We start from the raw sequence: 13,133 nt of genomic DNA, 5'->3' as shown, positions 1-13,133 counted from the left end.
TGCGTTCGACTTGCATGCATTAGGCACGCCGCCAGCGTTCGTCCTGAGCCAGGATCAAACTCTACATGGTTGGTGCTGAGCCACAGCTTGCGCCGTTTCCCGTCACCGAATTGACGTGGCGTTTATCTCTGGTTTACTCGTCATTCAGTTGTGAAGGTGCTTCTGCGGAACGAGGGAGAAAACAAAACCAAGAAACTTCAGCAAGCTGAATTTTCTTGGCGACGTCTCTGAATTGTCTTCAGCGCGTTTCGCTCGGATTTGCTCTCCACTTGTTTGGTCTGCCTCGCTGCTCGCGAGTGAGACCTCGTTCGTTCCAGCCCGCGTAGTATAGCACGCCGGTCGTAGGTTGTCAAGAGGGTGAAAATTTGACGTTTCTTCCCTTTATAAAGCCTTAAATCAGGTTTCCGAAGCACGAGCAATTTTGTGAATTTTTCAACACTTTCGCAACGAATCGTGCGCGCTAGCTGTGTTACGATTGAAGGGGCATCAGTCAGAACGACGAGCAGTGAGGAGCTATGCTGAACCTTTCGCAAACGTTGCGCGGCGTGTCGGTGATTGAAATCGCCAGCTATATTCCGGGGCCGCTGTGTGCGGCGATCCTTGCCGGGTTGGGGGCAACGGTGATCAAGATTGAACGGCCCGGCGGTGATCCGATGCGTACTCTACCGCCCCTCGATCAGACTGGTGAAAACCCGCTCTTTTCGCTGCTCAATCACGCCAAGCAATGCCGGAAGCTCAATCTGCGCCAACCAGCCGATCAGGCTGTTTTGCGAGATTTGGTGCAATCAGCCGATGTGCTGATCGATGGCTTGCGTCCGGGTGTGCTTGGCCGGCTTGGTCTGGCTGATAATGTGTTGTTGCAGGCTAATCCGCGGTTGCTGATCGTGGCAATTGGCGGCGCGCCGGCAACCCATCCGCGCCGCGCTGAGGCGTTGCACGATTTGAATGCCCAAGCTTTGAGCGGGTTGCTCGCTGCCGGCGAGCCGCCGCCGCGCGTGCCCGGTGTTCACGCCGCCGATATGGTAAGCGGCTTGATGGCCGCCAGCGCCGTCTTGGCTGGCTTGCTCGCCCGTGCGACAACCGGCCAAGGCGGGCGAATCGAAACGTCAATGCTGGCTGCTGCCCGTTGGCTTAATGCGCCAACACTGGCGCTGGCTATGGCCGGATTAGCGGCTGATGATACGCTCAGTGGCGGCCTCGCTTGTTACCGTCTGTATCAGACGGCTGATGGCCGCTTTCTCGCGGTCGCTGCGCTCGAAACCCATTTTTGGCAACGAGTCTGCACCGCGCTCAACCGGCCCGATCTCATTCCAGTACAGTATGAACCCGCTGCGCAGCCGATACTCATCGCTGCGCTAGCGACCGCGTTTCGCCAACGTTCACTGACTGAATGGATGGCAATCTTCGCACCGCTCGACGCATGCGTTTCGCCCGTCTTGACTCCGCAAGAAGCGGCGCAAGACGGGCCGGTAAGCGTGGCATTGGCGCTCGAACCCTGCTCTACGGCATCGGGTTGACCGGTTGGCCAGCCGCAAGTTGGGCAATCGCCGGTCGTAGCTCGTCGAAGGTGATCCCGCCTTCGTAGCGCGCTTGAATCACACCGTTGCCATCGACAAGGAATGTCCACGGCTCGGTGCGCAGATTCCACTCTTGCATAGCCGGCACGAGTTTCGCCTGTTGGTATGACTCGCCGAACGGATAGGGGTAGACCTCGACGTGAATAAAGTTGACCCGATCGCCAAATTCGCTCTTGAGTTGCTTCAAAACACTCATATTCGGTGCGCAGACCGCTGTTTGACAGAAACTTGGCGTCGAGAACGTCACCACGAACGGTTTGCCGCTCGCTATGGCATCGGCAATGGTCATCCGGTAAAAATCAGGATCAGGCCGCGGATCCGACGTCAACTGATCGAGCGCAGGCACGTCAGCCGCGGTCAGATTGCGTGACGGAATGGCTTTATCACCGACCATCGGCGCAAAGGCGCGTTCGCTGACATCGAGCCGGATCCGGCTCTTTTGCGCGCCACTCGCCTGCGGAATAGCAATTTCGGCTTCCCAACCGCCAGCCCGATCAAGGTTGGCATAGGCAACGTAGAGTCCGACCGGCAGCCCTTGACCGCGATAGACGGCTTTGGCCGTCGTGACCGGCTGGGTGCGATCGCCGCCGGGACCAACGTAGTATAATATTACGTCAAGCGAAAGATTGGGATCATTGAGCGGCACGCCACCCTGCAATAAGCCAAACGGCAACCGGTTGAGGCCGACCACGAGTTCCGATGCGGCAATCACTGGTGCAATTGGCGCCGCTTCGGCGGGAGGCGACGCTGCTTGGCGGCCACAACCTGAGATGAACACGGCCACTAGCAACGCTATTGCCAAGATAAAACGCGAGTGCATCACAAACTTTCTCCTCTATTGCAAGACATCACGGCGAAACGTGGCTCGATACGTGGTTTCAGCCCGTTCCACCACAACGGTAATCTCCCACCAGCCTTCCATAGTATACGCTGTACGCGCCCAATAACGCCCCGGCCCGTCTGGCAAGGCGACCGGTCGTGTTACTCCCATTGGCATCTCCGGCATATCGAGATCGAGGTACACGTTGGCGTCATTAACCGGATTGCCCTGCGCGTCATTGAGCAAAACCACAAAATCGACCGCCGTATTCATTTTGGGCCGGTCAGGTGTGTCAAGGGTGATTGATAAGCCATCAACGACTTTCGTCTCGCGCAACGGAATAGCGCTGTTGCCACACGCAGTTACGAGAACCAGCAAGACTAGCAAACCGAGTGAACGGATGAACCCCATCATAGCGATTTCCGCACACCCTCGACCAACAACGGCAAGGCCGCCAATTGCACCAGATGAAAGAGGCCGTTGTTGTCGAATGGTATCTCGCCAATCACGACTTCGAGCGAACTGGTCTGAATGCCAGCCGCGGCTATCGTGACTAAAATCCCCAGCGTAATGCGATCAGCGCCGGGCAATTGGCGACGCCGGGCCAAATCGGCGTAGATCGCCAATGCACTGACCATCGCCGCCAATTCGTAGATAATGAACGCGAGAAAACCCCGCTGCAACCGCCAGCTGAGCCACGCAAAACCGGGAGCAGCCAGCACCAGCGCCGGCAAAACCCGCTGCCCGGTTCGTTCGCCCCAGCGATCACTGACCGCAGCAGTAGCAAAGAGCGCGATGATCAGCGCCAGCAACACGTTCAGCGGCTGCCACAGACGCTCACGGGTTGCGGGTGAGAGGCGCAACCCATGCACAATAGCCCCCAGCACACCGCTAGCGGCCAAGAGGGCAAACGCGGCTTGCCAGATGCGCCGGCGCCAACCGGCTGGGCCGCGCAAACGCCGTATCGCCAACAGCGCCGCCCCTGTTAGCGCCAAATCGGTAGCTGCCGTGGTCTGCTCACGTGGATCGGCAATAAGATGATCGGCAAGCCATCGCTTCACAGACAACCTTTATCTAGAGCACAATCTTGCGTTCGGCAATCAGGCGCTGGCGCAACCGGCGAAAGAGCGTGTCGTAATCAAGCCGCTCGTGCGTAATCTCGTATTTGTAGGCCTGCAACATCTGATGCACTTCGGCATTCAAGCGATCTTCCACTTCAAGCTCGTCGATCATAATCTCTTTGATCGCGGCTTTTAATTCGGGATCGCCGGCTTGAAATAACACCCCCTCTGTCTCGGCTAATATATCGACGAGCATCGTCGCCAGTTGCTCAACTTTCGCTGGAGAAAGCTTCATTGGTGCCTCCTCTAAATGCGTCCAGCGGCCCGAAATGCGCGCCGCACCTCGGCTAGTTCGGCGAGCCGTTCAGGCGGCAACGGACGCGCGCCGCCAAAGAGATGGGCCGCCAGTAAGGTGCGCGCGCAGTGTTCAATCTGTTCCATGCGGTGAAAGGCCTGCATCAACGTGGCGCCGTAGGTCAAGGCGCCGTGGTAGGCCAGTAAGATAGCTTCATGATCGGCGACAAACGGGGCAATCGCCGCACCCATTTCGGGTGTACCGGTTAGCGCGTAGGGCGCAGTTGGGATCGGCCCTAGCGCGATTAGCGCCTCTGGCAACAATGGTTCTGCTAAGTTGACGCCGGCCAGCGTCGCTCCTACTGCCGTTGGCGGATGGGCATGGACACACGCCATCACGTCAGGACGCTGGCGATAGACAAAGAGGTGCAGATAGCGCTCGGACGATGGTTGGCGGCCCGCCGCACCCCGAATCAAACGGCCATCGAGATCAACCACAACCAAATCGTCAACGGTTAACATCCCCTTCGCCAAGCCTGCCGACGTCATCAGAATTGTGCCATCTGGCAATCGTGCCGAGAGATTGCCGTCGCCGGCAACGATCAATCCGCGGTCATACAATAAACGACCGCACAACACCATCTCGGCGCGCAGCGCCGCTTCTACCTCAGTGAGTTCGGTGGTTGTCATAGCGTTTCTGTTGGCGTAAACGGAAGAACAAGAAGGCGGCGACAATCCAGCCCGACCATGCCAGCAACGGACGGCTAAACCGCATCATCAGCATCACGATCAGCAGTACGGTTCGCAAACTCTGGATCACCAGCCGCTTGGTCAGATCAGGCCGTGGCGTTGCCGTCCAATCAATCTGGTTGAGACGCGGCAATAAGCCGTGTTCCACACACCCTTCAAGCGAAAAGAGGTAAATGGTATCGGTGTGATGGGCAGCGAGTTGCAAATCGCGTTCGAGCGCATCCCACGCGAGCGGAGGCAAGTCTTCGGCGCTGCTTGATCGCACCGCGCTGCCGACGATACAACCGACCCCGATCGCATCAGCCGCCGGGCCGTAACTGTCGATCAGGGCGCCGCCAAGATCGTTGCCCAATTTTTCGATCGGAATACTGCTAAAACAGAGCAGCACTTCAACGTCAGCCGGCAGATCGATAATATCGAGCGCACGTTGAATGGTCGTGGTTGCAGCACGCCGATCATCAACAATCAAGGGCAATTGGTAGGTATGCACCTCGTAGCCGTCGTGATGCACTTCGGCGATCAGATCGACGTAAGCGGCCCGCGCGCTCTCGTACAAGACATTTTCGTGGGCAAGCCAGATCCGGCGCGCAATGTCACGAATCCCACGCCGCCGGCTCGCGATCACTTCCCCAAGCGGCGGTTCAATGTCAAGCCCAATCGCCTGAAAGTGCAGCTTGTGCGCGATCGCCCATCGCCGCGCGGCCCGGTAGCGCTCAATCGCTTGCGGATAGTTCTGGAGGTTAAACCAGAACCCCTCTTCCGCCGGCAACAGCAACCATGCAACCACCGGAATCCGGCGCTGGTTCAGCGTAGCAATTGCTTGCGCCGTCTCTACCGAGAGATTGTGCAGCGCAACAGCAACGCCGTATTCACCGGCGGCGAGAAAGTCAAGCAACCCCGGTGTGGCGAGCAACTCAAGCAGGGCCGGCCCTTCAAGCTCACAGAAGAAGATGATGTGGGGCCGTCCCAGCGTTGATGGTATTACGGCTGGCAGTGATCTCGTTTGCACGTCTGCATTATAGCACTGTCGCTTTCACACCGTCGCCAGTTGTGGATGGCGCCGCCAGTGCTGCGTTGCCTGTTCATAAGCGTAAGCCAGTTGCAAGACGCTGAAATCGGCGCGGGGACGGCCAATGATCTGCAATCCAACCGGCAACCCGTCATGCGTGAAGCCCGCCGGTACGGCGATGGCCGGTGTGTTACAGACCGAGATGTAGTAACACGAGCGCATCCACTCGATATAGTTGCGCATCGATACACCATTAATCTCGGTGATGTACGGTTGTTCGACTGGGAACGGCGGCACTTGGCTCACCGGCGCGATGATGAATTCGTAGCGCTGCATAAACTCGTGCAGGCGGGCCAGTAACGCCGCGTGCAAACGCATGGTGCGCCCGACCTGCGGCCCGCTCAGCGCTCGCCCAGCTTCGATGTTCCACACCACCGTATCTTTCATACGAGCGCGTTCGCGGTCGAGCAACTCACCGAGGGTCAGCTCGTAGCGAAAGGCGCGCATCACCTGAAAGATCTCGTCGGCATGGTTCAGATCGGGGGCCGCCTCTTCCACAATGCAACCGAGCTGCTCGAATACGACCCGTTGCGCGGCGATCACATCGCTCACTCGTGGATCAACCGGCAAACCGCCCAAGTCCGGGCTCCACGCCACCCGCACCCCGCGCAGATCGCGTTCGAGCGGTTGGGCAAAGATGCTAGCCGGTTCGCTGATCGAGAGTGGCGCGCGTGGGTCGGGGCCGGCAATCGCTTGCAAGACTAGCGCAATATCAGCCACCGTGCGCGCCATTGGACCATCGATCGCGAACGGCAGGTAGGGGGTAGGATCGGGCCAGACCGGGACACGACCGGGTGAGGTGCGAAAACCGACCACGTTGCAATAGCCGGCTGGATTGCGCAGCGAGCCACCCAAATCGCTCCCATCGGCAATTGGGATCATCCCGCAAGCTAACGCCACTGCCGCCCCGCCACTACTGCCGCCGCAGGTTTTGCTCAGGTCGTAGGGATTGCGGGTAGCGCCAAAAACGGGGTTAAAGGTCTGCGAACCGGCGCCAAATTCGGGCGTGTTGGTCTTGCCGATCGTTACGGCGCCGGCGGCCTTAAGGCGGGCAACGATCAGAGCGTCGAAATCGGGCACAAAATCGGCGAAGATCGGCGAGCCATAGGTAGTGCGCATACCTTTGGTTTCAGCCAAATCTTTGTGCGCCACTGGCAAGCCAGCCAACGGGCCGGGGTCTTCGCCACGCGCCAGCGCCTCGTCAATGGCGCGCGCGCGATCACGCGCCCCAGCCACATCGAGCGTAACAATTGCGTTCACCAACGGATTGAGCTTTTCAATCCGGGCTAGATGCGCCTCAAGCACTTCGCTGGCCGAAACGGCGCGCTGGCGGATCAAACGGGCAATGGCGGTCGCCGGTTGCAGGCAGAGGTCGGTGTGCATAGGAATCTCTCATTCAAGGCAACGGATGATAGCGATCAGTCGTTATCGCCGCTCGCAGTGGTTATGATACATCGGATTGCGAGGCTCTCTTTTGATGTCGGGATTGATTTGGGAATAGCAACGAACAGACGCACATGACGCAAAGGGTTAAACGGAACCAGCCGCTGAAGGCTGGGCTATGTTACGAAACCCGCAATGCAGGCTGATGGCCCTCACCCCCCGCCCCCTCTCCCACCTTGCAGCGGGAGAGGGGAAGCCGCTGGATAGCGAGCAAGGCTTTGCGGGAGCGGAACGCAGCAGCTCCCCTCTCCCGCTGGCGCGGGTTCAAGGGCGGACAGAAATTTGGTCGAGTACAACCGTTGATCGCTTTGCGATACCTCAACATCCGGCTCTACGCTCCCCGCTCCCGTGCAGTAGGTTTCGTTACTGGATTCCGCCTCTCCCCCGCTGTCATTGCGAGCGGAGGGGCAGCGCAACGCGCTGTCCCGCAGCGAAAATCCCCCGCGAGCACGAACGGGACTCCGCTCAGGCATTGTTCCCGTTCTCGTGGGAGATTGTTCGGTCGGGCGGCTCCCAGCCGCGCTAGGCGCCGCCACTCCCTCGCAATGACAACCGGCAAGCGGGTTTTGTTACCTTACCCTAGCCTAGCCCTTCTGAGTCGGGTTCCGAATCCCATGTTCCGCCCGTCCTTGTACCTCCCCTCCCCAACCCGCTGCGCCCCTGCACGCCCTTCGCGTCTTTGCGTGTAACATCATTGCGCCTTGGCTTGCGTTGCGTCTGTACAGTATCGCCCCGCTTGCCGGATATGGAGTGCGGCAGTCAAACTGCCGCACTCCGTAGCTGTCCGCCCCTCCCCCGCTGGGGGAGGGGCAAGAGGTGGGGCACCTCCTCAACCCGCAAAGGCTGGGCGATCATGCCGAAGTTCGCTCCGCGAGCTGGGATGGAATACGGATAGCCCACCGATTTTGCGTCTTTTGCGTCTTTTGGTGGCTATTCCGTAGTGTATGATGAGAACGAGCAACAAATTGCACAGCACCAGCCTCATCTTCGCTCCTTGGACGAGAGAAACCAAAACCAATGAACGACTGGATCATTTACGGCGCAAACGGCTATACCGGCGAACTGATTGCCCACGCGGCAGTGGCAGCCGGTCTGCGACCGCGGCTGGCCGGACGTAATGCGGATGCAATAAGGGCATTGGCCAACTCGCTAGGATTGCCATTCACCATTTGCCGGCTTGAGGATCGAGCAGGATTACGCCAAGCGTTGCAGGGCGCACAAGTGGTACTGCACTGCGCCGGCCCTTTCCAAGAGACCAGCGCGCCGATGATTGAGGCATGCCTAGAAACAGGTGTTCACTACCTCGACATCACCGGCGAAATTAGCGTCTTTGAGGCCGTAGCTAAGCAAGACGCTGCTGCCCGGCAAGCGGGAGTGATGTTGATGCCGGGAGTTGGTTTTGATGTGGTGCCCTCCGATTGTCTGGCTGCTCACCTTGCCCACCGACTGCCGGGAGCGACGTCGTTAGCGCTGGCGTTTCGCGCCCTTGGCTGCATTTCGCGCGGCACCGCGATCACGATGTTGACCATGGCTACGCGCGGTTGTGAACGGCGCAACGGCCAGCTCATGATGACGCCACCGTTGCACGAGGTGCGCATGTTTGACTTTGGACGCGGGCCGCAGCCGTGTGTAAGCATTCCGTGGGGAGATGTCGCTACTGCCTATTACACGACCGGCATTCCCAACATCAAGACCTTCGTTGCAATCCCACGGCGCTCACGGCGCTGGATCGATCTCACGCGACGGCTGTTGCCCATCGCACAGCTTCCCGTGATCCGAAACGGACTGCGCCACCTGCTAGCACGGACGTTGCGCGGCCCCGATGCTACCACCCGCGCCAGCGGGCGGAGCATCATCGTAGGGGAAGTCACCGATGCAACGGGACGGCGCGTAACCAGTCGCTTGACCGGCCCAGAGGGCTATGCGCTTACCGTGCAGACGGCGCTGCTGATCGTGCAGCGGGTCTTGAACGGCCACGCAAGCGCCGGCTTTCAGACCCCGGCGGGATTGTACGGCCCGGATGTTATCTGTGAGGTGCCGGGGGTGACGCGGAGCGATGAGTAGCGCTATAGCCATATCCGGTCTGTTGGCCTCCTTGGCAGGAGCATCTCTACCACCGCACTTCACCACTGCGGCAGGAGCACTGCCGCACGCTAGACATTACCAAACAGAACGTAGATCTGTCGGCACAGTGGGTTGAGGGGCAGACAGAACGATTGATCGAGTACAACTGTCGATCGCTGTGCGATGCCGTCAAGCCCTGTGCTGCGCTCCTCATCACCCCTCCCCCGCTGGGGGAGGGGCAAGAGGTGGGGCATCAGCCCGCACAGCGGGCTTCGTAACCCTAGCCCGGCCCTTCAGGGCCGGGTTCCAGACAAATGTTCTGTCCGCCCTTGAATTACAGTGGGAGAGGGGGCTGGGGAGTGAGAGCCATCAGCAGCATACGTTCCGTCCGCCCTTAAACACTTGCGCGGGAAAGGTGAGTGCAGCGCCGAGCGTTGCGGCATCGCACAGCAATCAACCGTTGTGATCGACGATCCGCCCAACCACCGAATAGCAATGCGTTCTCACTGGTAAGAGCGACACACCTATCCAGTGCCTATCTACCCAAACGTGCATTGCGTTTTGAGCAACCATGCCCCACAACAACCAGCGTGCCCGCCAGATACTGGCAGGCACATCTGCCAAGAACTACCTTGGGATTGCGTTGCGCGCCTCTCAAGCGAGCACGCCTACCCACAGCTTGCTGTCCATCATTCATTACCCAAAGCGCAACCAACCTTGCCCGGCACCCCCACCATCTGCCAACCATCAGCTCGCAGTTGCATTAAACAACGTTTGCCAGCCGCCATAGCACCCTGCTTTCTAACGACCCATCTGGCGCACGATCTGCTGCCGCTCTTCGGCAGTTACGAGACCGAAGCTGTCACCACGATTTAGGTAGACAATCTCTTCATTCTTAATCCCAACCACTAGATCGGGCAAGGCATCGCCATTCAGATCGGCCAAGCGCATCGTAATCGGCGTCAAGTCCTCGTTCGCCCCGACCAAGTACGGCCCGATCAGCGTGCGCGTCTTGCTCACGTCACCACCGGGGATTTCGAGAATTAATACTTGCCGGTCGAGATTCATCGCAATCAGGCGTGTCGGCCCAACGGTCTCTTCAGCGCGACCGACATCCGCCGTCAGATGGAACGTGCGTGGCCGCCCATACCGCCAGTCGTCAACCACTACTTGCCCCCAGCTAATGACGGCGCTGACCAGCACATAAAGCGCCAGAACTGCCAACAATCCAGTCACGATATATGCTGCGGTGCCGAGAGCTGGCGTCGGCACGGCCATCGTAGACATCCGGCGCGGTGAACGGATTTCACGACTTGTTACTGCCATAGCAGCCCTCCTCCGCGAAACGGCTAGTATCATAGTAGAACAAAAGTTTTATCGCTCACTTGTTCGGAAGTATAGCAGAGATGTGATTGACTGTCAAGAACTTTTGTGCTACTTTTTCCAACAACCGGTGGACAAGACGATTGTGGTACAATGCAATGCGTGTAGCTATCGCAACACGTTCCGATGGTTAAACGCTCAGACGGGTACTGCGCCTGCTGTATGCTAATTGAGTTGCAGATTCAGGATTTTGCCATTATTGACCGTCTGCATCTGCGCTTTGAGCAGGGCTTTAATGTGTTGACCGGCGAAACCGGCGCTGGTAAGTCGATCATTATTGATGCCCTCGGCACCTTGCGCGGCGAACGGGTTGATCCCACCTTTGTACGCGCCGGCTGCGCGCGCGCCCGGATCGAGGGCGTCTTTAGCCTTGATGATTGCCCGCATCTGCTCCCCCTGCTTGCTGAACACGATCTGCTGGACGAAGACGATGATCAGGTCATCCTTGCGCGTGAGATTTCGGCGGAATCGGGGCGGAGCGTCGCCCGCATCAATGGCCGGGCCGTCAATAGCGCCACCCTGCGCGAAATCGGCAGTCGCTTGATCGATATTCATGGCCAGCATGAGGGCCAATCACTCTTTAACCCGCGCACCCACCTTGAGCTGCTCGACCGCTTCGGCGATCTATTGCCGCTCCGCCAACAAGTGGCCGAACAATTGGCCGCGTTGCGCGCGGTGCAAGCCCAGTTGGTCGATCTGTGCACCGGCGAAGCGCACCGGCAGGCCCAGATTGAGGAGCTAGAGATGCTGCGCGCCGATGTGGCGGCGGCGAAGCTCAAGCTAGGCGAAGAGGAAGCGTTACTGCGCGAGCGTGCGATGATGCAGAATGCGACGCGCATTGTTACGCTGGCCGATGACGCATACCGGGCACTATACACCGGCGCTGAGGGGCGCAGCGAGCGTCCGGCGGTTGAGTTGCTGTCGCTGGCAGTTGATGCCCTCACCGAGCTAGCCCGTTTCGATGAGCGGGCCGGGCCGTTAGCCCAGCAAGTGACCGAGTTGCATTACCAGCTCGAAGAATTAGTGATCGGGTTGCGCCGCTATCGCGCCGATCTCGACGTTGATCCGCGCCGGCTCGATGCGATTGAAGATCGCCTCACCGTGTTGCGTGATCTGCAACGCAAGTATGGCGTCGACTTGGCAACATTGATCGAACGGGCCGCCAACGCCGAGGCCGAGATCGAGCGGTTGAGCAACAGCGCCGCCCAAATCGCCGCCCTTGAAACGCAAGTGCAACTCCTGCTCGCTGAATTGGCCCGCCGCGCGCTTGAGCTGTCGCAACGGCGGCGGCAGGCCGGTGAGGAGTTGAGCCGCCAAATCAGTACGGCAATGCGCGATTTGGCGATGCCGAATGTCCAGTTCGCCGTCCAGATTGATCATAGCGATGATCCGAACGGCCCGCTGATCAATGGTCGCCGGCTGGCCTGCGATCGCACCGGTATCGACCGGGTCGAGTTTCTGATTTCACCGAACCCCGGCGAGCCATTGAAGCCGCTGGCCCGCGTTGCTTCCGGCGGCGAGAGCGCGCGCTTGCTGTTGGCACTGAAATCGATTTTGTCGCAGGTTGATGAGGTGCCGACCCTGATTTTTGATGAGGTTGACGCTGGGGTGGGCGGGCGCGCCGGCCATGTGGTCGGCCAAAAGTTGTGGGCGATCAGCCAGCGCCATCAGGTGTTGTGTATTACCCACCTGCCGCAAGTCGCCGCTTTCGCCAATGCCCATTACCATATCCGTAAAGAAGTGGTCGCCGGACGCACCCGCACCAGCGTTGAGCCGTTGTCGCCCGAGCAACGGATCGATGAGATTGCGGCGATGCTTGACGGCGTACCCAACGACCATAGCCGGGCCAATGCTCGCCAGATTTTGGAACGGGCACAGGCGTGGAAGGTGAGGATGGCCGGGGCCACCCACGGGCCGTCCCCCCAGCGAGCTTCATAAACCGATGAGCAGGGCAGCCAATCGGCTGCCCCAATAGAGAGGCCGTTGTCGCCACTATGTCCCCCCAAAGTTCACTCAGTCGCTGGAGCGCGAGGATCGTTGAGGCGAGCTGGTTGCTGGCGCTGACGCTGGTGCCTATCTACTTCAACCTCTATTCCGCGCGCCATTTTGAGCCTGATAAAGCGGCAACATTGCGTTCGTTGGCGCTGATCGGAGTCGCTGCGGCGATCGTCTGGCTGCTCGATTGGCTGAATCAACGCGCCTCGAATCAATCATCAGCCAACCGCTCGTGGTGGGCCACGCTGCGCGCAACGCCGCTCTTTTGGCCAACGGTTGCTTATACCGCCGTCTTTATCCTGACGACGATCACGTCGATTACCCCCGCCGCCAGTTTGTGGGGGTCGTACCAGCGCATGCAGGGGCTGTACACCTATCTCTCCTACCTCATGCTCGGCATATTGGTGGCATTCACTATGCGCACCCCTGCCCAACGCGAACGTTTGATCACGGTGAGTCTCGCTGCTGCTGCGGTGGTGGCAGTGTACGGCATCATGCAGCACTACCAGCTCGACCCGTTGCCGTGGAGCGGCGATGTGATTGCGCGGGTGGCTTCAACGCTCGGCAATTCGATCTTTGTGGCGGCGTATCTGATAATGATCGTGCCGCTGGCGCTCTACCGGCTCGTTGCGGCGTTCGCCGCCTCCCGCACTGCGCCGCGCGCGCCGCAACCGGCT

The 13,133-nt window shown here is 59.4% G+C and carries 11 protein-coding genes, 1 rRNA gene and 1 pseudogene; 4 read left to right on the top strand and 9 right to left on the bottom strand.

The genetic code is table 11. The annotated features are described in order from the left end of the window. Positions 1-70: ribosomal RNA gene (locus U9R81_RS07490) — 16S ribosomal RNA — on the bottom strand; the annotation flags it as partial. A 445-nt stretch (positions 71-515) separates the two neighbouring features. On the opposite strand from U9R81_RS07490, the gene U9R81_RS07485 reads away from it, so the two are divergent. Continuing rightward, positions 516-1,517 (top strand): CoA transferase, encoded by a 1,002-nt coding sequence (locus U9R81_RS07485; protein WP_322494872.1) that lies wholly within the window; start codon positions 516-518, stop codon positions 1,515-1,517. On the opposite strand, the gene U9R81_RS07480 is transcribed toward U9R81_RS07485, so the two are convergent. Genes U9R81_RS07480 through U9R81_RS07450 form a run of 7 tightly spaced genes read right to left on the bottom strand, consistent with a single transcriptional unit; the run spans position 1,501 to position 6,954 of the window. Further along, positions 1,501-2,397 carry a thioredoxin family protein gene (locus U9R81_RS07480; protein WP_322494873.1) on the bottom strand — a complete coding sequence of 299 codons (897 nt, stop codon included), beginning with the start codon at positions 2,395-2,397 and terminating at the stop codon, positions 1,501-1,503. The genes U9R81_RS07485 and U9R81_RS07480 overlap by 17 nt on opposite strands. A gap of 15 nt (positions 2,398-2,412) precedes the next feature. Then, positions 2,413-2,811 carry a FixH family protein gene (locus tag U9R81_RS07475; RefSeq protein WP_322494871.1) on the bottom strand — a complete coding sequence of 133 codons (399 nt, stop codon included), beginning with the start codon at positions 2,809-2,811 and terminating at the stop codon, positions 2,413-2,415. Next, positions 2,808-3,458: a DUF6962 family protein gene (locus U9R81_RS07470; protein ID WP_322494870.1), complete on the bottom strand. Its 651-nt coding sequence runs from the start codon at positions 3,456-3,458 to the stop codon at positions 2,808-2,810. Before U9R81_RS07470 ends, U9R81_RS07475 begins: the two co-directional genes overlap by 4 nt. Positions 3,459-3,471: 13 nt before the next feature. Further along, on the bottom strand, positions 3,472-3,753 hold the full coding sequence (locus U9R81_RS07465) for a DUF507 family protein (RefSeq protein WP_322494869.1): 282 nt from the start codon (positions 3,751-3,753) through the stop codon (positions 3,472-3,474). Positions 3,754-3,764: 11 nt separating this feature from the next. Further along, positions 3,765-4,442 (bottom strand): class II aldolase/adducin family protein, encoded by a 678-nt coding sequence (locus U9R81_RS07460; RefSeq protein ID WP_322494868.1) that lies wholly within the window; start codon positions 4,440-4,442, stop codon positions 3,765-3,767. Next, a complete protein-coding gene (locus tag U9R81_RS07455; RefSeq protein ID WP_322494867.1) occupies positions 4,420-5,511 on the bottom strand; it encodes a hypothetical protein in 1,092 nt (363 codons plus the stop codon). The genes U9R81_RS07460 and U9R81_RS07455 overlap by 23 nt, the downstream gene beginning before the upstream one ends. A 24-nt stretch (positions 5,512-5,535) precedes the next feature. Further along, entirely contained in the window at positions 5,536-6,954 is a 1,419-nt protein-coding gene (locus U9R81_RS07450) for an amidase (RefSeq protein ID WP_322494866.1), read from the bottom strand. Between the two features lie 1,077 nt (positions 6,955-8,031). Between U9R81_RS07450 and U9R81_RS07445 the strand changes: the two genes are divergently transcribed. After that, positions 8,032-9,078, top strand: coding sequence for a saccharopine dehydrogenase family protein (locus tag U9R81_RS07445; protein ID WP_322494865.1), 1,047 nt, complete (start codon positions 8,032-8,034; stop codon positions 9,076-9,078). Positions 9,079-9,879: 801 nt separating this feature from the next. Here U9R81_RS07445 and U9R81_RS07440 read toward each other — a convergent pair. Beyond that, positions 9,880-10,404 carry a hypothetical protein gene (locus tag U9R81_RS07440; RefSeq protein WP_322494864.1) on the bottom strand — a complete coding sequence of 175 codons (525 nt, stop codon included), beginning with the start codon at positions 10,402-10,404 and terminating at the stop codon, positions 9,880-9,882. Positions 10,405-10,623: 219 nt separating this feature from the next. On the opposite strand from U9R81_RS07440, the gene recN reads away from it, so the two are divergent. Together recN and U9R81_RS07430 are read left to right on the top strand one after the other, a co-directional pair. Further along, positions 10,624-12,399, top strand: coding sequence for a DNA repair protein RecN (gene recN, locus U9R81_RS07435; RefSeq protein ID WP_322494863.1), 1,776 nt, complete (start codon positions 10,624-10,626; stop codon positions 12,397-12,399). A gap of 113 nt (positions 12,400-12,512) precedes the next feature. After that, a pseudogene (locus U9R81_RS07430) lies at positions 12,513-13,133 on the top strand (hypothetical protein); the annotation flags it as partial.

The organism is Chloroflexus sp. (genome assembly GCF_034435895.1).
Classification (GTDB): Bacteria; Chloroflexota; Chloroflexia; order Chloroflexales; family Chloroflexaceae; genus Chloroflexus.
The sequence above is the reverse complement of the archived record's forward strand: the minus strand, read 5'-3'. Positions and strand labels throughout refer to the sequence as shown.

Excerpts from the sequence above, each read along its gene's own strand:
- U9R81_RS07485 (WP_322494872.1), top strand. The coding sequence starts at position 516 with ATGCTGAACCTTTCGCAAACGTTGCGCGGCGTGTCGGTGATTGAAATC.
- U9R81_RS07480 (WP_322494873.1), bottom strand. The coding sequence starts at position 2,397 with ATGCACTCGCGTTTTATCTTGGCAATAGCGTTGCTAGTGGCCGTGTTC.
- U9R81_RS07475 (WP_322494871.1), bottom strand. The coding sequence starts at position 2,811 with ATGATGGGGTTCATCCGTTCACTCGGTTTGCTAGTCTTGCTGGTTCTC.
- U9R81_RS07465 (WP_322494869.1), bottom strand. The coding sequence starts at position 3,753 with ATGAAGCTTTCTCCAGCGAAAGTTGAGCAACTGGCGACGATGCTCGTC.
- U9R81_RS07460 (WP_322494868.1), bottom strand. The coding sequence starts at position 4,442 with ATGACAACCACCGAACTCACTGAGGTAGAAGCGGCGCTGCGCGCCGAG.
- U9R81_RS07450 (WP_322494866.1), bottom strand. The coding sequence starts at position 6,954 with ATGCACACCGACCTCTGCCTGCAACCGGCGACCGCCATTGCCCGTTTG.
- U9R81_RS07445 (WP_322494865.1), top strand. The coding sequence starts at position 8,032 with ATGAACGACTGGATCATTTACGGCGCAAACGGCTATACCGGCGAACTG.
- U9R81_RS07440 (WP_322494864.1), bottom strand. The coding sequence starts at position 10,404 with ATGGCAGTAACAAGTCGTGAAATCCGTTCACCGCGCCGGATGTCTACG.
- recN (WP_322494863.1), top strand. The coding sequence starts at position 10,624 with ATGCTAATTGAGTTGCAGATTCAGGATTTTGCCATTATTGACCGTCTG.